A 19,294-nucleotide genomic window follows, 5' to 3' on the forward strand; every position below is an offset into this window, starting at 1 on the left:
GATTTCGAAACTCAGTACCGTCATGCGGAACCAACTGGCTCGATGGGTAGCGCGACGCCGCACAGCGATGTCGCAGCGATTGGACGGCACCAATGACAGTCGAGTACACGGCGACAACGCCCACGGAGGACCCTGACCTCGAGCGACGGGCCTTCAGGAGGCTGGGGATACGCCTCTTCCCCTTGCTCGTTCTGACCCTGTTCGTGAACTTCATGGACCGGGCGAACCTGGGGGTCGTGGCATCACCAATGTCGGACGACCTCAATCTGAGCGGCAGCGCGTTCGGCCTCGCGGCCGGCCTGTTCTACCTCGGATACCTGCTCTGCGAAGTGCCCAGCAACGTGGCGCTGAACAAGTTCGGGGCCCGCATCTGGATCGCAAGGATCATGATCACCTGGGGGATCTTGACCATCTGCCTGATGTTCGTGGCAGGCCCGGTCTCCCTCAATATCCTCAGGTTCCTGCTCGGCGCCGCTGAGGCCGGTCTGTTCCCCGGAATCATCCTGTATCTGACGTACTGGTGTCCCGGCCGCCTCTTCGCCCGCGCGTACTCGACCTTCCAGGTCGCTGTGCCAGTGGGTCTGGCGCTCACCAGCCTGATCACCTCCGCGATCCTGCTCATGCACGATGTCCTGGGGATGGCGGGCTGGAGGTGGGTCTTCCTCATCGAGGGCCTGCCGGCGGTGCTGCTCGGGATCCTCGTGTTCGTGGTCCTGCCGAACGGCCCGAAGGACGCGAAGTGGCTCCGGCAGGACGAGCGGGAGTACCTGCTCAAGCACGCCCAGGCGGCGCGGCCGGACGACGCCCACCGGCGCGGTGCGCTCGCCGAGGTCATGCGCTCCAGGCTGACGTGGGTACACGCGGGGCTCTACTTCTGCATGATCATCGGGTTCTGGACGATCACATATTGGCTTCCTACGGTCGTCCAGGAGCACTTCGAGGTCGACGCCGTCAGCTCAGGCCTCATCTCAGCGGTGCCGTGGGCGTTCACCGCCGTCGCCATGGTGGCGGTTGGCATCTCCTCGACGCGCACCAATGACGTCCGGTGGCACATGATCGGCTGCCTGGTCGTCGGCGGCCTGGCGCTGCTCGGCAGCACGCTCGTGGACTCGCCGATACTCGCCCTGGTCCTGCTGTGCCTGGCGGCGGCCGGCACCCAAGCGGCCAGTCCCCTGTTCTGGGCGCGAACCTCCGCTGTCTTCGCGGGCGCCCTCGCCGCCGTGGCCATCGCGTTCATCAACTCACTGGGCAACATCAGCGGCCTGGTCGGCCCCTACGTGCTGGGCCTTCTGACCGACCTCACCGGCGACACCCGGCTCGGACTCGTGGTGATGAGCTGCTTCATTCTCGTAGCGGCACTGCTGACGTCCGTGATCATCCGCAGCCCGGCAGCCTCGGGGAAGGACCTGTGACCGGCGAGCCGCCGTACGCGGACGACCTGACCATCGTCGACAGCGCCACGCAACTGGACAGTTGCCACGGCTCGACGGTGGCGGTCGTCGGCTCCCACGGGGGGCGCTACCCGGCACTGCTGGCCGCCAGGTCCCGGGTGCGGGCGATCGTGTTCAACGACGCGGGCGTCGGCCGGGACCGAGCGGGCATCAGCGGCCTCGACCAACTCGAAGAGCTCGACGTGCCGGCAGCAGCCGTGAGCCACGTGACGGCGCGCATAGGAGACGGTGCCAACACGCTGCGGCACGGAAGGATCTCGCACGTCAACGCACCTGCTCGTGCACTGGGTTGCACGGCAGGAATGCCGTGCCAGGAGGCAGTGCGTCTCCTCGCCGGGGCGGCCACTCCACGGGTGCAACCCCCGCAGGCGGAAGAGGCCCGCTACCTGTTGCGTGATGGCCGTCCACGCGTGTGGGCCCTGGACTCGGCATCGCTGGCAGACGACGCAGACGCAGACGACGTGCTGGTCACCGGGTCCCACGGCGGACTGCTGGGAGGGAAGCCGGAGACCGCGCTGCGCACGGCGGCGATCGCGGCCGTCTTCAACGACGCCGGGATCGGCCGGGACGGAGCCGGACTGAGCCGGCTGCCGGCACTGGACGAGCGCGGCATAGCAGCGGTCACGGTCTCCGCCCACTCCGCGCGCGTGGGCGACGGACGCTCCACCTACGACGACGGCGTGCTGTCCGCACAGAACGAAGCCGCTACCCACCTCGGCGCCCGTACGGGGATGCCCACACCCGAGTTCGTCGACCTCGTACTGGCGTCACTGAAAGATCAACACACTGGGACAGGAGTGCCGGATGATCACGACAGCTGAGGACAGCAACAACACACACCCACCGTCCTCACACGACGAGCCCATGTCCGGTGGGCGAGCGTTGGCGGAGATGCTCCGGATCAACGGCGCCGGCCCCATATTCGGCATGGCCGGTTTCCAGCTGCTCCCCTACTACGAAGGCGTTCGCCGCCTGGGCATGGAACACCACCTGGTCAATGACGAACGGGTCGGGGCGTTCGCGGCCGACGCCTACGCACGGCTGACGGGTCGGCCGGGCATCTGCGACGGCACTCTCGGACCCGGGACCACCAACCTCGTGACCGCACTGGTGGAGTCGCTCAACGCGGGCGTCCCGGTGATCGCGCTGACAGGCAACACCCACCGGGGTCACTCATGGAAGAACATGACGCAAGAGGCCCGCCAAGTGGAGATCCTGCGGCCAGCCGTGAAGGAACTGATCCGCGTCGAGGCCGTCGAGCGCATCCCCGAGCTGGTCCGCAGGGCCTTCTCCGTCGCGACATCCGGACGACCCGGCCCCGTGGTGCTCGACATCCCGGAAGACGTCGCGCACGCCGAGCACACATTCGCCGCGGGCGAGTTCTTCGCCGACGCCGCCACCGCCCGCGTACCAGCCCGTCGCCCCCGGCCCGACGCGTCCGAAGTGGAACGCGCGGCAGCGCTCCTGGCACGCTCCCGCCGCCCCCTCATCCTGGCCGGTGGCGGCGTGCACCTGTCGGAAGCGCATGACGCTCTTCTCCACCTCGCCGAAGCAGCGGGCATCCCGGTGGCACACACGCTGAGCGGCAAGGGCGCGATTCCGTGCACGCATGACCTGTCGGCGGGTCTGTTCGGACGGTACAGCCGGTACGCCAACGAGCTCATAGAGTCCTCCGACTGCCTGCTGGTGGTCGGATGCAAACTCGGGGAGATCGCCACAAAGCGCTACACCTTGCCCCGCCCGGGCACGCCCCTCATCCACCTCGACATCGTCGCCGAGGAGATCGGACGCTGGGCGCCCACTCGGGTCGGACTCTGGGGGGACGCGCGTGCCGGACTGTCGGACCTCGCCACCGCACTCGAATCCGCCACGCCCACAGACGACCGGTCGGCCTACCGGGACGAAGTGCGCGAACGCCGATCGGCGTGGGAAGCGGAGGCGCGCGCTCGGTACGAGAGCGACGAGGTCCCGATCAACATGGGCCGGCTCGTCGGCGAACTCAACGAGGCGATGCCGGAAGACGGGATACTCCTCGCTGACGGCGGTTTCGCCAGTCACTGGGCCGGACTCCTGTACGACACCAAGCGGGCAGGACGAGGATTCGTAGCCGACCGCGGCTTCGCCTCGATCGGCTACGGCCTGCCAGGCGCTCTCGGCACCGCCCTGGCCGTCCGGACCGACGATGGCAGCGCTCCCCCGGTGGTGAGCATCACTGGCGACAGCGGCCTCAACATGACCATCGGAGACCTGGAAACCGCCCGCCGCGCGGGCACCGCCTTCACCCTCGTGGTCGTCAACAACGCCGCGTCCGGCTACATCAAGGCACTCCAGCACGCCGTGTACGGCGAGGGCAGCTACCAGTCCGCAAGCCTGATCGAGACGAACTACGCGGAACTGGCGAGGAACTTCGGCTGCCACGGACACCGGGTCGAGCACCCGGACGACCTCGCACCGGCCCTCAAGCAGGCAATGGCGACACACGACGCACCAACGGTCGTCGACGTCGTCGTGACGCGCGACCCCGGCCAGATGCTGCCCGGCGTGGACAACCGCACGCTCCAGGTGCGGCCAGGAGACCGGCCGGTCTGAGACCCACAACTGCCGACACCCGAAAGCGGAGTCAGACAATGACCACTCGTTTCGACCGCCTCGTGAACGGACCGATCCGCCAACTCCTCGACGGAGCCGACGCACTGATTGTCAGTGAACCGCAGAACGTTTTCCTGGTCTCGGACGTCGTCCCACCCACACTGCGCCTGCTGCCCGAGCGTCTCCTGATGCCGGTGTTCCACACATCCACCGATCCGTTCTGGGTCATCGCCGACATCACCGAAGATGTCATCCGGCGCCAGAGCCGCCACATCACCGACCAGGTCGTCTACACCGAATACCGCGAGTCTCCGATCGGGGCCCTGGTGGACGCCCTGAAACGGCGCGGGCTTTCACACCAGCGGATCCTCGTCGAGAAGAACCACCTGAGCGCCGGCCACTACGAGGAGCTCGCCGCCTCCTTGCCCGGCGTGACGATCGACGACGCAACACCCGCACTGCACGACATGCGCGCCGTCAAATCCCCGGATGAGCAGCACCAACTGCAGTACCGCGCCAACGCCACATTGCGTGCACTCTCCGCGTGCTACGCCGAGACACGAATCGGCGACACCGAGACAGAAATACGCCAACGCGCAATCCAGAAGCTGTTCACCGAAGGATTCGACACCCTTGAGTTCGTCACGCTGGCCCGCGGCCGCGGCGACCTCCTCAACGGTGTCGCCGGCGACACCCCCCTGCAGCGCGGCGACATGCTCCGCGTCGACATCGGCGGCACCATGGCAGGCTGGCGCTCCGACATCCACCGGACAGCGGTGGCCGGAACCCCGCCTCCCCGCCTCAAGGACGCCTGGCGCAAGAACCGCGAAGTCCACTACGCGGCAATGGACACCATGCGTGCCGGCCGACCGGTACGGGAGACCTACGCGACCTGCGTCCGCGAATACGAGCGTCGCGGGATGCACTGCGACATGCCGTTCGTCGGCCACTCCCTCGGCGTCGGGCAGCACGAGTTTCCTGTGCTCACTCCCTTTGCCCCGGAGGAGTACAAGAGCGGCATGGTCATCATGCTCGAACCCATGGGAATCGACCCCGACAACGGCGGCTTCTCGATCGAGGACATGATCCTGGTCACCGACAACGACCCCGTGGTCCTCTCGGACGCCGTGGAAACCGAAGAAATGATCGTCATCGGGGACTAGCACCGATCGGCCGACCACCCTGTCCGCCACACCGGATTGACGAAATGCGAACCGTCAGAAACTCAGAAAACTCAGAACGAGGTGCTCTCTCAATGGACGCCAACGAACGAATCGCCTACGTCGGTGAAGAGTTTGTCCCAGAGGCGAAAGCAACGGTGTCGATCCTGGACCACGCGGTGCTCTACGGAGACGGGGTCTTCGAGACCGTGGTCGCCTGGAAAGGCCGGATCTTCAAACTGGACGCCCATGTCCGGCGGTTCCTGCGGTCGTGCGCGGCGGTGGCCCTGGACTGCCCCGTCACCCAGGAACACCTGACGGAGCTGATCGTCGAGACGGTACGCCGGAACGGCCTGGAGAACGCTTACATCAAGTGGATCCTCACCCGCGGCTCAAACGGGACACCCCTGATGGACCCCGCCGGTTGCGTGCCGAACCTCATCATCATGGCGCGGCCGTACATCGACCGATCGTCGGCGACCGGTCTTCGCGTGAAGACCGTCGCCGTTCGCCGCCCGCCGGGGCACGTTCTCGACGCGCACGTGAAAAGCCTCAACTACCTCAACCTGGTCATGGCCAAGGTGGAAGCCAAGGCCGCCGGCGCGGACCAGGCACTCATCCTCGACGTGCACGGCCGCCTCTGCGAAGCGCCGGGGTTCAACATCTTCGTCTCCGCTGACGGGGTGTTGAAGACACCTCGCCACGACGTGCTCCGCGGCATCACCAGGGAGACGACCATGGAGCTGGCCACCGAGAGAGGGCTCCAGGTACAGGAAACCGAGCTCGAACTGTACGACGCCTACACCGCCGACGAAGTGTTCCTCACCAGCACGGCAGGCGGCCTCGTCCCGGTAGTCGAGGTGGACGGACGCACGGTCGGCGATGGCAAGCCCGGACCGGTGTTGTCAGCGCTCCAGGAGGACTACCGCAATGCACTGGCCTCTGCCCGCTGGAGCACACCGATCGGGTAGCAACTCCATCATCCGGCCGGCCGACCGTGTCGGTGCACGAAGGGCCCGGCCGAGCCTCAGCTGTCAGTGACGTCGTAGCACGGCGAGCTCAACAGACCGCATAGACCTCATGAGTTGGCGAGGCGTGGAGGGACATGCTGACGATGTGCTCGGCGATGGCCAGCGCCGAAGTCGCTCCCGGTGACGGCGCGTTGCGCACGTGCGCGAAGTGCTCGGTCTCCAAGGAATCCAGCACAACGGCTGCCACCGAAACTCGACGGACATGCCGCCGACGCCACCGCCACCCGAGCCGGTGACGATCTACAACTCGATCCCCGACGACGTGCCCGGGAATATGGCGGCGCTCGGTTACAAGGCAACCGCAACCAGCGCATTCGGGGACGAAGTCGAGTTCGACTCCGGCCGTGTGTCCAGCTCACGCAGGTCGACCTCGAGGGCACATCGGGGTCAGCATGCACGCCCCGACAGGTCTGTTCGCGACCGGGCCCGCGGTGAGCGGGGTGGGCGGCGGCAGGGCGAGGATGCGGGTGATCTCCTCGTCGAAAAAGCCAGGTGAGAAGCGCGAGAGCACTCAGGCGTGCCAGGGGTGGAACCGGGGGAGCCAGCGGCGGACGTGGTGCTTGTACGTCACGTAGTCCTGGCCGAAGCGCCGTTCCAGGCCGCGTTCCTCCCATAGCGGAATGTAGGTCTGGTTTACGGCGAAGAACGCCACGAACCACCCGAGAAGGACTGGCGATCGGAACAGAAGTGCCTCACCGAGAAGGATGAACAGGACACCGCTGATCATCGGGTTGCGCACGTGTAGGTAAGGACCGCGAACGACCAATTTCCTCGGGGCGTCCCACGGGGCCAGGGTGCCGTCACCGACTCGATCGAAGAGCGCAATCGTCCAAACGACCAGGGTCAGCCCGATCGCCATGAAGACGGCACCGAGGGTGCCGAGCACGGCGGTGACCGCAGCTCCGGAGTCGGGGGCGCCGAGGCCCGTGGTGACCGACAGCAGGATCGGGACAAGGACCGTGACAGTCACCGGAGCCACCAGGATCGCAATGGCGTGTCGGAGTATCCGCATAAATTCATCGTACGTTGAATTTGCAACGACGCAAGATCGCGGGCTCCGGGACTGCGGGCTCTACCTGTTGAGCGTGCCGGTCCGGGCGTGGTCGCGGGCTCGGATCGTGGCGACGAGTCGTTGCCGGCCTGTCCCAAAATGCGCGCTCACAGCGGGATTGGCGCTCGACCGCCTGTCAGCGACAGTTGTGCAGTTCCTCTTCCCTCGCTCCGTCGAGGTCATATCGAGTGCCTCAAGCAGGTCGGTTGGTGTGGGGACGGATCAATGTCGGTACGTCCGCGCGGAGTTGAGCGCGCGGAACGGCCGTCGATCTCTGTCCCAACTCAAGGCCGAGTCACCTTCGGTCTCTCCGTCGGACAAGCTGACGATCCGCGACAGTGAGCACCGGCATGCGCACGGCGTAGTTGTCGCCTCGTCCAGGTGCCGGTCACTCCCGTCGTCGCCGCGCTACACCTGCGCGTCAAGGTGTAGTGGCGTTCCACCTGAGGGTGCAGGTTTTCGGTGGGGAGTCCATCCTCTGGGCTCACGCGCTGGTCGGGCAGCGAGATCTAGCTTTGGTGGCGTCTCCCGGATCTCACTCCCGACGAGGACATCTCGATGATCGAAGCCCACACGCACAGCAAAGCTATGGAGACAGGACCGCCGTCGCGGATCTCGGGTTCACCGTCCGGCCCGTTGCCGTGACCGGATTCCTCGGCCCGAACGGCGCGGGAAGTCCACCACGATGCGGATGATCGTGGGCCTGAACGCCCCAACCGCCGGTCAGGTCACAGTCCAATGGCAAGCACTACGCCGCGCATCGAGCACCGCTGCGGGAGGTCGCCTACGAGACCGGCTCATCCGCCCCTGAATGAGGGCCGCTGCGCCGAGTCTCAGCCAGACGATCGAGTTCGGTATCTGTGCCGGCCGCGACCATGACGAAGGCCAACCCACACACGGTCGTGAGCCCTCCAGGCGCACAGCCGCGCCAGGCGACTTCCGCTCAACCAAATCGCTGCCATACGGCACTTGGAGACCAGCCACCCACGCCCTCGCAACACGCGTCATAGCGGTCCAGGCGCTCGCCGGACAGAACACCCGCAACGCCTCATCGGCCCCCTCGGCATCCCCACCAGGGCCGGGCGGATCGCCGCGCAGTGTCAGCTCTTCCTGCAAGCCAACTGCCCATGGTCGCCCAGACGCTGGGCTTCCACCACCAATCCCCTACCCGGGGCGGCCGTCGAGGCCGCATGCTCTGGAGCCGTCATGCCAGTATCGAGCAGTAGTAGTGCTCAGCCGACCTCCCTTGCCACCGTCTCTGTGAACGAGACGATCAGCGGCATCGGCACGACGCCGATCGAAGCAGTCCTGGTCGTAGGCGCACTCGCGCTGGTGTCGGCCCGGTGGCTGCAGCCTCGATTCCGGCGGCGGGTCGCGATAGGCGCCGCAGCGGTGTCGTTGGCGTCCGCGGCGGTGCTCGTGGTGATCGGTCTTCGCTGGCAGATGATCCCGGTGCTGGTGACGGTCATGGTGGTGCTGCCGTTCACGGTCCGGACCATCATGGGGAAGCCCAGCGCTCGACGGACCCGCTGGTGGCTGGCCGGACCAGGGTCCGCGGCCTGCGTCCTGGCGATCGTTGCCGGTGTGGGCGCGGCGATCGCATTCCCCGTCCCGGACTTCCCCACGCCGACCGGCAAGTACGCGGTCGGCACCACCGTCGTCGAGTGGACCGATCCCGACCGGCCCGAGAAGTGGACGTCCGATCCCGATGATCGGCGTGAGCTGCAGGCCCAGATCTGGTACCCGGCCCAGGCAAGCCCGGACAAGGCGGAGCGGGCGCCCTACCTGGGCCGCTCGGAGGCCGAGGTGAACGCCGTCGTCGAGGGCTTCGGAGACTTTCTCGGGATCCCCCGATTCGTTCTCGACGGCCAGGCGATGGCCCGCACCAACTCGGTGCCCGACGCGCCGGTCGCCTCCGGCAAGGAACAATTCCCGGTGGTGCTGTTCTCCCCGGGTGGAGGCATGGGGCGCACCACGAACACCGCCTGGGCCGAGGAGCTGGTCAGCAAAGGCTACGTGGTCGCCGCGCTCGACCACCCCTACGTCTCGGCAGCGGTCAGGTTCACCGACGGCCGGACGGTTCACTTGGCGGAGCAGAAATTCAGCTCCGATGCCGAAGCCCGACAGTTGAGCGAGAAGTTGGCAGCGGTGAAGGCCCGCGATCTCAGCTCGGCCCTCACCCACCTCGGCCGCCTGGACAACGGCGAAGTGAAGAGCATCCTCGCCGGGCGGCTGGACACCGACCGCGCTGCGGCCGTCGGCATGTCGGCCGGCGTGGGCGGCGCCTTTCAAGCAGCCCGCACCGATGAACGCTTCTCCGCGGTGATCGCCCTCGACGGCCGTCCATACGACGCCCATCCCGGGCCATACGACCAGCCGGCGCTGGCGCTGACTCACCAGATCGGGCTGGAGGACAACCCCACCTATCTCCCCGAGCTGGGACAAGGGCTCGAGCGCAGCACGACGACCGCCTACATGCTCACCATCCCCGGCACCACCCACCCATCCTTCACCGACGCGCCCCTGTGGATGCCGCCCGTCCGGTCGCTGGTCGGCACCCGCGGACGCACCGAACCCAACCGCATCATCACCGAGCTGACCATCGGCTTCCTCGACGCCAAGCTTCGCAACCGACCGACTGACCTCCCCCGCCTCTTCTCCAAACACGGCTTCTCCAAGCACCGCGAACTGACCGTCTACGACGCCGACGAATAGCCTTGGCACAACGGAGAATGTCGCAGCCGCCGCTCAGCCCGGCGATCCTTCAACTGGAACGCCGGCTGGGCGTGCGGCTCTTCGACCGCAGCAGACGGAAGATCACGCTGGCGGAGACAGGGCGAGTGTTCGCGGAGGCATGCCGCAAGCTCGTGGCAGCCGCCCAGCACGCCCATGAGGTCGCCACCCATGCCGAGGCGGGCCTGCTGGGCACACGCTGCGGTTGGGCGTGGTGACCTCGGCGCTGAGCGAGACCCGGTGAGCACCGTCGAAGACCTCCGGCAGGCCCGCCCGCGCGTCGACCTGCGGATCACGGAGGAAGAACCCTGGGTCTGACTGCGCCGCGAGGCGTCACCGGACTACCACGACCAGCTCATGGCGACCTGTCGCCGCGCGGGTTTCACCCCCGACGCGCGCCACCACGCCAACTCGAACTGACCCAACTCGCCATGGTGGCCTGCGGCCTTGGCATCACACTTGTGCCGAACGCGACCGCCGCGCACTCCTTCCAGCGCCCTGTCGCCCAACCGCCCCTCAGCATTGCGCCAGTTCGGCGTTACAGCAGTCTCCAGGCGGCGTAGCCCGGGTAGATGAGCGGCGGTATGACGATGAGCAGTGCCAGGACCATGGCCCCGGCATGCGCGGGCGCCTGTCGCCGCCAGGGCAGTCTCCGGCGCTGCCGGGACGACGATGACGGGTAGGGCAGGCGACGCCCAGAAAGCTCCCAGATGCCTGCGGTGGATCGGTGACGGACGTCGCCGCCCCGGCCGCGCCGGCTGCGAGCAGATCGCGCCGAGTCGGGTGTGCGCTGGTGGAACGCTCTGGCATCGCCAACCTCCTCTAATCCACTTCGAGTTCGAGAAGTCCGGGGGTGCACGGACGGCCGGAGGAGGCCGGAGTGTCCAGGTAGAACAGCGCCGTCGAGGCGATGTCGTCGCTGGTCGGCCGGTAGCGGTGCGGCAGTCCGTTGCCGTTGCCGGGCCCGATGCCCAGCGACTGGACGGTCACCCGCAGGTCCTCGGCGAAACGCACGGGGTCGGCCACGTGCCACCGGTACATCCCGAACCGCTGCTGGCTGGCGTAGAGCCCGTCCGGACGCAGGATCTGGTTCAGCCCGAGGTAGGGCGTCGTGTAGGCGGTGTAGCCCTGGCCCTCCAGATCGAAGTTCCAGGCGCCGCCAAAGTAGTCCTCCGTGCCGGTGCCGCAGATTGTGGGGAAGTCCGTGTCGCCGTCGAGGTAGAACTTCACCTCGCCCTCGCCCCACCAGCCGGGGCTGTTCGTCGCCCAGGCCAGATAGGTGCCGATGTACTGTCCGCGGCCCTCGACGCCCTCCACCAGGGTGTGCGTCTCGCCGTACGGTACGGGTTTGCTGCGGCGCCAATGGCCGTGCAGGTAGCAGGAGTCGGCGGGGACGGCACCTGACTCGTAGTCGATCTGGTAGTAGAGCGTGACGGTCTCGGCCGAGAGGTTATCCAGCGTGAGGCGTGCGCGGTCGTGGAACGGCATCGGCCAGTACGAGTTGAAGCCCCCGTTCGGGTTCGCGGCGACCGGCTGCGAGGAGACCTGGCTGAAGACGTTCCAGCCGTTGCAGAAGAAGTCGCCGAGCGGCACTTCGATCGCCGCCTCCTCCGCTCCGTCCCAGTACGCCCGCAGCAGCGTGCCGCGCCAGGCGCGATGCGGTGCTGTCGTGCACCAGATGTGCCGAATGGCGCCTGGCCCGGTGATGTCGGCCAGTTCGGCTGTCTCTCCGGGGGCGATCTCGATGCTCGGTGAGATCTTCCAGCCCTGTCCCAAGGCACCGGCCGCCCGTGCGCCGGTGCCCTCGGTGGCCCTGCCGCCGGCCCCCTTGCCGCCGGTGAAGTTCTCCGGACTGACTGAGCGGGTGGTCCTCTCCTTGTACCTGGCCAGATCATCGAGCATGGATTCTCCGTGGGTGAGGCGTGTTGCCGGGCGCATGCGCCGAGGAACCGCAGATGTGCAATCGATGTCTCAGTTGTCTTCGGAAGGTCTCCAACGGTGCCTGTTGAGGTTGCCGAACAGGCATGCCTTCGGTGCCACTTGCCCCGCTGAGGCTCAGCACCGCGGAGACTGAGGCGGTCGCCGGGCCTGGCCGGATCTGGTCAGGCAGGACCGGAGGGGGCGGGGGTCAGGGTGCCTGCACGTCGCCGCACAGGTGGACGCGCACGCCCAGTTCTTCGAACGCGGCGGCCTTCGCGAGCAGCGCCTTGTCGGCCGTGGCGCGGTCGGGCGCGTATGCGACGTTGAGGTGATTGGCCCTGTGGCGGGCCATGAACTGGTCACGTGTCACGCCGTGCAGCACCGCGTGCATGATCGGCCACTGCGGTGTGGTGGACTCCAGCCGCCGCCTGGTCTCCTCCTCGGGCAGGGCGACCACCGTCGCGCGCCCGATGTCCAGGTTGAGCGCGCCGTCCATGATGAACACGCGGGACCAGACGATCTCGCCGGGCTTCGAGACGCCGCTGAGGGTGCCGCCGCCGAGCGGGAAGTACATCGGCGGCTGGCGCATGCTCCACGACTTGTCGTAGCCGCCGTTGTGCGACGCGGGCACGGAACCGGAGATCTCGAAGACCCACACGAAGCGGCCGTCGTACTCCTCGCCCCAGCGCACGTCGTGCAGCGTCGTGGCCGGGTCCAGATGCATCGCGCTCCATACCCGGTTGGTGACGAGCGCGTCGACCGCGACGCCCTCGTCGACCTCGTTGAAGTGGGGAAGCGGCGCTCCCTCGTAGAGCACGCGTGAGCCGTCGCGGCTGCGCACCGCGGGGCGTTCGACGTTGTTGAGCAGCCCCTCGGCCAGGTCACTCGCGGGGACGGTGTCCTTGAGTCCCTGCTGGTACTGGATGCCGACCGCGTCCAGTCCGAAGTCGTCGGCGATGCGCAGCGCCGCGATGTACATCTTGAACTGGCTGTGCAGCTGGGCGTCGGTCAGCTCGGACGCCTCGTCCTGACCGGTGTGGAAGACCAGGCCGGCGTTCTCCAGCCACGCGCGCACCTGCGCGGCCTCCTCGTCCTCGATGCGGTTCATCTCGGCCACCAGGGCGCTCTGCGAGAGGCGTTCCTTGTAGATGCCGAGCGGGTTGAGCAGTTCGTCGTCGAGGATGGCGTTGTACATGCCCATGCAGCCCTCGTCGAAGACCCCGAGGATGCTCTTCTCGCTCTTCAACTGCCGTGCCAGAGCGCGTCCCAGGTCGGTCTCGGGTCCGGGCGCCGGTTCGGGCAGCGGGCGCACATGGCTCACATCGTGTGTCAGTTCCCCGGTCTCCAGCCAGGTGCGCAGGCCGCCGCGTGCCCAGTCGTCGGTGAAGTGTTCGCTCCACAGCAGCGAGTACGCGCGTTGCGCCTTGGTGAGGCTGCCGGCCAGGCCGAGGAGGCCGACCAGTCCGGGGTGCCGGCCGCTCCAGTTGGCGGCGACGAGGACGGGTCCGCGGTGGCTGCGCAGCCCGGCCAGCACGTGGTGGCTGTACTGCCACACCGCCTCGGCGACGATCAGCGGCGCGTCCGGCGGTATGTGCTTGAAGATCTCGATGCCGGCGCGCTGGCTGTCGATGAATCCGTGGCCCTTGCCGGCGTCGTAGCTGTGGCTGCGCTCGACCCTCCAGCCCAACTCCGCCACGGCTGCGGTGAGTTCGGCCTCGAACCGCTCCTGTGCCGGCCAGCAGGTGACGTTCGCGTCCGGCCGCAGGTCCCCGCTGGCGACCAGGTGGACGACGCCTGGACGCGCGGCCGGCGGCGTGAAGGGCTGAGGCATGGTGTAGGTCGTCAAAGTCGGCTCCTGCGCTCCTCGAACTCGGACTGATCGTCGGGGCGTTGTGCTCGCGCCGCGTTCTTCCTCTTCTCGTCGCTGCGGCGTCAGCCCGCAGCGTCCGTGCGCACGCTCACGCCGAGCGGGTTGCCGGGGTCGATGACGGCCGGGGCGGCGAAGCGCCGGACCGGCCCGTCGGCTCTCACCCCGGCACTCGTCCGCACCTCCCATGCGTCGACGGGAGTGCCACGCAGCTCCAGGCCGCGCAGCTGCAACGTCCCGGACGAGACGCCGACCTCGATACGTTCACCGCTGACGGACCTGCGCACCACTCCCCATCCGGTCCCCGCGATGTAGGGCACAGCGGCGCCCGGAGCGATCCGGTCCGCCGCGAGGGTGAGAACACCGTCAAGTCCGTTCCACCGCACGCCCGTTGCGGCATCCAACAGGGAGAAGCCCGCCATGGCGCGGCTGTAGTGGTCACCGCACTCGATCTCGTTGAACGGGTTGCGGCGTAGCCCGTCGTACCGTGCCCGCACCGCTGAGACCACGGACAGGGCCTCGTCCCGCAGCCCTTCGGCCAGGCAGGCAGCGGCGTACTGGTACTCCGTTCCCGTCCACACCTCGTCGGCGTACCGCACCGGCACGCGGGGGCGGCCGCCGCGGGGCCAGGTGCACAGCAGCAGACCGGCGTCGTCACGGTCGGCGTAGACGCGGTAGCCGTGCTCGAAGTCCCTGAAGGAGGTACGGAAGTTGTGGCGGTGCACCGAACGCAGCGCCGTGCGGACATGGTCCGCCGGAAGGAGATGACCCAGGTCGAGCAGGTGCGCCCACCACTGGCCGATCAGCTGGTCGGACAGGCAGCCCTCGCCGTACTCGTGCGGCACGTCCTCACCCGTCAGCTGCTGCTCGTAGTACTCGCCGTTCCACAGCAGTTCGTCGTACGCGGCCGACGCGGCCTCGAACGTCTTCGTCATCCGTGCCGCCGTTGCCCCGTCGCCGACGGTGCGTGCCATCTCGGCCATGGCGCGGAGCGCGGCGAGCCAGTAGGTGCCCACGAAGGTGTTGGGGCCGTGGAGATGGATGTCGTGCGTGACGCCCTGTGCGCCGCGCAACACGCCGTCGCCCTCGGTGTCCCACTCGGCCCCGACGTACCCCATCAGGCGTGTGAGCGACTCCCAGCGGCTGCGAAGCCATTCGGCGCCGCCGCTCGTGCGGGCCTCGCGGTAGGTCTTGAGGACGGTGCCGAGCATCCCGTCGATGGCGGGGTCGGTGGGCCCTCCGATGGGCTCGTTCCACATCTGACGCAGGTACAGCGGTGCCCGCACACGGTGCGGTATGTACCCCTCGGGTGCCTGGGTGTGGTCGAACTCCGTGTCCCGCATGGAGCGTTCGAGAACCGGGAAGAGCTGTGCGACGGCGTGTTCGTAGTTCCACACATGGGTGCAGTTGAGGGGGCAGGAGCCGCCGGTCTGGCCGTTCCACATGGCTGTCGAGGCTCCGAGCCCTCCCTCGAAGCCGAAGAAGGAGCCGTCGGCGGTACGGAACGTGGTGGGACTGGCGACCAGTGCCCCCTGGCTCTCCAGGGTCTCCACGACCTCGCCGGGCAGGGAGCTCCCGCGGAGTGATGCGAGCCATGAGGCGCTCGCCTCTCGCAGTGCGTCGTGATGGTCGCGCAGGTGCTCACCGGCGTCGAGAGCGCCGGCGAAGCGGGTGGCGTAGTGGTTGCCGAGCCAGAAACGGGTATGGCCGAGGTTCTCGGCGAGGCCGAACTGCTGGAAGTTCACATACCTGTTGGGGAAATGCCAGGAGACGATGAACCGCAGCTGCGTCTCCTCCCCCGGGTCGAGGAGGAACGGAGCCGCGAGAGTGCCGTTCCACGTAAGGCCTTGCGGGCTGGGGCCGCCCGGAACGGCGGGACGGTGCTGCTGGGCGAGTTCCGCCGCCGTCGCAGTGAGTTGTGCGTAGTCAGCCTCGACCGGGGGGCACAACAGCCGCAGCGACCTGAGGAATTGCAGCAACTGAGCCGTGTCCGTCCAGCGTTCGTACGTGGCGGCATCGCTGTCGACGCTCAACGCCATCTGCCCGGAGCCCGGATGGTCGTCCTGTAGCGATGGGTTGGTCATCACCAGCACCGTCTCCCCCGGTGCGCGGCGTACGTCGTTGACGTTGCCTCCCAGCAGCGGATTGCGCGCCCCGTCTCCGGGCGTCACTCCGTCCCAGCCGACGGCGTTCTGCAGGCTCGCGCAGAGCCAGCCGTGCACGGTGTGCGGGTGGGTGTTGCGCAGCCGGAAGGTGAAGGAGACCGCGGGTACGGCACTGGCCTCCTCGTCCAGCGGCACCAGAGGGCTGAACGCCTCGCACTCCACCGCGAGCGGCAGCTCCTCGTCGCGGTACTCCAGGTGGGCAAGGGGGTGGGCGCCGGTGAAGACGGTCTCCTGCACGCCGGGGCACTCCTCGAGCAACTCCCGCTGCCAGGAGGGCACTTCGGCGTCCGAGACGAGTGGTGCCGAGTCGGCCTCGCCGGTCAGCGGCGGTTTCGACTGCAGTACGCGGGTGACGTCCAGCGGCGGCTCGGTCACGGAGGCGCGCAGGGCGAAGAAGGTCCCCGGGAGGTCGGCGCGGTGATTGACCTGGTTGAACAGCTGCCACTGGCGCAGTGATCCGTCGCCGCAGACCGCGACGTGGCCGCATCCGACACCGCCCAGTGGCATGGCCACGTGGTGACGGTGATTCCCGGTGAAGGTCCGGCCGACGGGGGTATCAAGTCCGGTGCCGGACAAGGCCGTTGAGGAGGAGGGGTAGGGGGACGAGGAGGACGGGGAAGCGGTCATGGCTACCTCTCGGTGGTGTGGTCGGCCTGTGCGCGGGCGGGCACGCGGAGCGCGGCAGCGTCGGAACCAGGGCCGTCGATGCCCGGGGCCCTGGTGCCGGCGGCCCTGCCCGTCAGGCGCGCGGCGACATGGCCGGTGACGGCCGAGGCCAGCAGCGCGACGAGGGCGGGCGTGAGCAGGAGCGGGAACGGCCCCATCAGCGGGAGTGCGGCGATCGCCAGGGCGGGGAGAGCCAGGACGCCGAGCACGGGCAGCGGCGATGCGGCGACGCAGGCCAGAGCGGTGCGCCACAGCAGGACACCCCGCAGTCCCCGTGCCGTGGCGAGCGCCAGCGCCGGCATGGCGGCGACCAGCGCGGTGCCCGTGGCCGCGGCGTTCAGCACCAGCGCGCCAAGGCCCAGGACGGGCGGCATGGAGCCGTGCGCCAGCAGCGTCAGCCACAACAGCGTCGCCGCACCTACGACGGGCGTGGACACGCGCCACCCGGCGCGGCGTTCCTGCCAGGCGACGGCGGCGAAGCGGCGAGGGGCAGGCGCCTCACCGGACAGCAGCCCGTGCGTGCAGCAGCACACCGCGGCCGCGACCGGTCCGCCGAGCAGCACGGCCAGCGGCGGTGTCAGCACCGGCACCATGTACGCGCAGCCTGCGAGCAGCAGCAGCGCGACAGCAGCCCAGGCGTCGAGGACGAGCAGGCGTGGCAGTCGGGTCCAGGCGACTGCAAGCGCCTCGCGCACCGGATCGGGCGCGTCGGTCCCGGGACTCGCTCCGTCCGGGGTGCTCCCGGACAGAGGGGTCACCCGGGCATGGCCGCCGGTCGCCGCTTCAGTCATGAGAGCCATGGCCGCATCACCCCTTGAGCCCGGACGAGGCGACGGATTCGATGAGCGCTCGCTGGAAGAACAGGAAGAGCACCAGCACCGGGGCGACGATCATCGCGATGGCGGCGAAGACGACGAGGGCTGGCGCACCGCCCTGGCTCCCCTGCAGGGCCACGAGACCGACGGGAAGGGTCATCTTTCCGGGGGAGTTGAGGAAGATGTTCGGCCAGAAGAAGTCGTTCCAGTACAGCTGGAAGATGAAGATCGCGAGAGCGGACAGCGCGGGCCCGGACAGCGGCAGGATGACCTGGAAGAGGATCCGCAGATGGCCTGCGCCGTCGATGCGGGCAGCCTCGTCGAGTTCAGGGGGGATGCTGAGGAAGAACTGGCGCAGCAGGAAGATTCCGAGGACGTTGACGAGTGCGGGCAGGATGACCGAGGCGTGCGTGTCGACCAGGCCCAGGTTCCGCATGAGGATGAACGTCGGGATGACGGTGAGCTGCTGGGGCAGCATCAAGGCCGCGAGCAGCACGAAGAAGATCACGTCACGGCCGGGGAAGCGGAGCCGGGCGAAGGCGTAGGCGGCCAGTGCGCTGGTGATCAGCGAGCCCGCCGTGACGGTGACGGTGATCTTCAGGCTGCTGAGAATCATCTCGCCGTACGGGATCAGGTCGAAGACGGCGCTGAAGTTGTGGAACGTCACCTTGTCGGGCAGCCAGTCCGGCGGCACGGAGAACGCGTTGCCGGCCGGCTGCAGCGCCGTGACGAAGAGCCAGTGGACGGGGGCGAGCATCAGCAGTCCGGTGAGGACCAGCAGCAGGCTGAGTGCGTGCCGTCTGGCGAGGCGCGCGGCCTGAGTCCTGTCGGTCATGTGCGTGGTCACCTTTCGTGGACCCATCGGCGGGCGAATCGGAACTGCAGGAGCGTGACGATGAAGATCACGGCGAAGACCACGAGGGCGAGTACGGACGCGTAGCCCACCTCGAAGGAGCGGAAGGCCGTCTCGTACAGCAGCTGGACGATGGAGCGAGTGGCGTCGCCCGGGCCGCCGTTGGTCATGATGTACATCGGCTCGAAGATCTGGAACGCGCCGATGAAGCTGACGACTGTGGCGAAGAAGAGCGTCGGCGAGAGCATGGGCAGCGTGACGTTCCAGAACCGCCTCAGCGCGCCGGCGCCGTCCACGATCGCGGCCTCGTAGAGGTTCACGGGTATGGCCTGGAGCCCCGCCAGCAGGATCACGAACGTGAAGCCGATGGTGTGCCAGAAGTCGACGAGGAGCAGCGCGGGCAGCGACCATGTGGGCGAGGTCAGCCACGAGGTGGTGGGCACCCCGAGCGCGCCGAGGTAGTGCGTGAAGACTCCGAAGGTGGGGTGCATCGCGTACTGCCACAGCAGCGCCACGGCTGCCCAGGAGATGAGCAGCGGGAAGAAGTAGGCGGTGCGCAGGAAGTACTTGAGGGGGCGCGACGACCTGCGCTGGACGGCCAGAGCCATCAGCAGCCCGGGGCCCAGGTGGAGCACGACCGACGCGAAGGTGAAGACGAAGGTGTTCCCGATGACCCGGAGTGCGTGCGAATCGCCCAGCAGGCGTTCGTAGTTGGCGAGGCCGGCCGCTCGCGGCGGCGTCAGCAGATCCCAGTGGACGAAGCTGAGACCGATGGTGGCGAGCAGCGGCAGGGCGAAGAAGAGCAGGAACAGCAGGACCGCGGGCGCGGCGAAGAGATACCCCGCGACGGTGTCGGAGCGTCGGGCGGTCATGCCGCGAAGTCGTCTGCTGTGCTTCGTCGTCGAACCCGTGGATGTCGTGGCTGTCGCCACGGTGTCACCTCCGGTACGAGTGCTGGACAGAGCGGTTCCCGGCCTGCGCAGGACCGTTACG

The 19,294-nt window shown here is 68.1% G+C and carries 15 protein-coding genes and 1 pseudogene; 8 read left to right on the forward strand and 8 right to left on the reverse strand.

The window, feature by feature from the left end; translation table 11 throughout:
* Positions 1-92 precede the first annotated feature (92 nt).
* The 5 genes from G4Z16_RS01635 (at position 93) to ilvE (ending at position 6,171) form a co-directional block, all read left to right on the forward strand.
* Entirely contained in the window at positions 93-1,412 is a 1,320-nt protein-coding gene (locus G4Z16_RS01635; RefSeq protein WP_197348808.1) for an MFS transporter, read from the forward strand.
* Entirely contained in the window at positions 1,409-2,272 is an 864-nt protein-coding gene (locus G4Z16_RS01640) for a hypothetical protein (protein WP_197348809.1), read from the forward strand. The genes G4Z16_RS01635 and G4Z16_RS01640 overlap by 4 nt, the downstream gene beginning before the upstream one ends.
* The gene (locus tag G4Z16_RS01645; RefSeq protein WP_197348810.1) at positions 2,256-4,040 is read left to right on the forward strand and encodes a thiamine pyrophosphate-binding protein; all 1,785 of its coding nucleotides are present in this window, start codon (positions 2,256-2,258) and stop codon (positions 4,038-4,040) included. The genes G4Z16_RS01640 and G4Z16_RS01645 overlap by 17 nt, the downstream gene beginning before the upstream one ends.
* Before the next feature lie 38 nt (positions 4,041-4,078).
* The gene (locus G4Z16_RS01650) at positions 4,079-5,203 is read left to right on the forward strand and encodes a M24 family metallopeptidase (protein ID WP_197348811.1); all 1,125 of its coding nucleotides are present in this window, start codon (positions 4,079-4,081) and stop codon (positions 5,201-5,203) included.
* 92 nt (positions 5,204-5,295) lie between these two features.
* Positions 5,296-6,171, forward strand: a complete 876-nt coding sequence (gene ilvE / locus G4Z16_RS01655) for a branched-chain-amino-acid transaminase (protein WP_197348812.1) — start codon at positions 5,296-5,298, stop codon at positions 6,169-6,171.
* Between the two features lie 88 nt (positions 6,172-6,259).
* Here ilvE and G4Z16_RS01660 read toward each other — a convergent pair whose 3' ends face one another.
* Together G4Z16_RS01660 and G4Z16_RS01665 are read right to left on the reverse strand one after the other, a co-directional pair.
* Positions 6,260-6,418 (reverse strand): hypothetical protein, encoded by a 159-nt coding sequence (locus tag G4Z16_RS01660; protein ID WP_197348813.1) that lies wholly within the window; start codon positions 6,416-6,418, stop codon positions 6,260-6,262.
* A gap of 324 nt (positions 6,419-6,742) precedes the next feature.
* Entirely contained in the window at positions 6,743-7,243 is a 501-nt protein-coding gene (locus G4Z16_RS01665; protein ID WP_197348814.1) for a methyltransferase family protein, read from the reverse strand.
* 557 nt (positions 7,244-7,800) lie between these two features.
* Between G4Z16_RS01665 and G4Z16_RS32265 the strand changes: the two are divergent.
* From G4Z16_RS32265 to G4Z16_RS01675, 3 genes and pseudogenes are all read left to right on the forward strand, one after another.
* Positions 7,801-8,064, forward strand: a pseudogene (locus tag G4Z16_RS32265) (ATP-binding cassette domain-containing protein); the annotation flags it as partial.
* 424 nt (positions 8,065-8,488) lie between these two features.
* Positions 8,489-9,997: an alpha/beta hydrolase family protein gene (locus tag G4Z16_RS01670; protein ID WP_197348815.1), complete on the forward strand. Its 1,509-nt coding sequence runs from the start codon at positions 8,489-8,491 to the stop codon at positions 9,995-9,997.
* A gap of 17 nt (positions 9,998-10,014) precedes the next feature.
* Positions 10,015-10,233 carry a LysR family transcriptional regulator gene (locus G4Z16_RS01675; RefSeq protein ID WP_197348816.1) on the forward strand — a complete coding sequence of 73 codons (219 nt, stop codon included), beginning with the start codon at positions 10,015-10,017 and terminating at the stop codon, positions 10,231-10,233.
* A 604-nt stretch (positions 10,234-10,837) separates the two neighbouring features.
* Here G4Z16_RS01675 and G4Z16_RS01680 read toward each other — a convergent pair.
* From G4Z16_RS01680 to G4Z16_RS01705, 6 genes are all read right to left on the reverse strand, one after another.
* Positions 10,838-11,917, reverse strand: a complete 1,080-nt coding sequence (locus G4Z16_RS01680) for a glycoside hydrolase family 172 protein (protein ID WP_197348817.1) — start codon at positions 11,915-11,917, stop codon at positions 10,838-10,840.
* Between the two features lie 226 nt (positions 11,918-12,143).
* Positions 12,144-13,781, reverse strand: a complete 1,638-nt coding sequence (locus G4Z16_RS01685; protein ID WP_197348818.1) for a fucose isomerase — start codon at positions 13,779-13,781, stop codon at positions 12,144-12,146.
* Between the two features lie 86 nt (positions 13,782-13,867).
* The gene (locus tag G4Z16_RS01690; protein WP_246531197.1) at positions 13,868-16,474 is read right to left on the reverse strand and encodes a GH116 family glycosyl hydrolase; all 2,607 of its coding nucleotides are present in this window, start codon (positions 16,472-16,474) and stop codon (positions 13,868-13,870) included.
* Positions 16,475-16,596: 122 nt separating this feature from the next.
* Complete coding sequence (locus tag G4Z16_RS01695) at positions 16,597-17,433, reverse strand: hypothetical protein (protein WP_197348820.1); 837 nt, start codon at positions 17,431-17,433, stop codon at positions 16,597-16,599.
* Between the two features lie 7 nt (positions 17,434-17,440).
* Positions 17,441-18,283, reverse strand: coding sequence for a carbohydrate ABC transporter permease (locus tag G4Z16_RS01700; protein ID WP_197348821.1), 843 nt, complete (start codon positions 18,281-18,283; stop codon positions 17,441-17,443).
* An 8-nt stretch (positions 18,284-18,291) separates the two neighbouring features.
* Positions 18,292-19,233, reverse strand: coding sequence for a carbohydrate ABC transporter permease (locus tag G4Z16_RS01705; protein WP_197348822.1), 942 nt, complete (start codon positions 19,231-19,233; stop codon positions 18,292-18,294).
* Between the last annotated feature and the right edge of the window lie 61 nt (positions 19,234-19,294).

Origin of the sequence: Streptomyces bathyalis (assembly GCF_015910445.1) — a bacterium.
Classification (GTDB): Bacteria; Actinomycetota; Actinomycetes; order Streptomycetales; family Streptomycetaceae; genus Streptomyces; species Streptomyces bathyalis.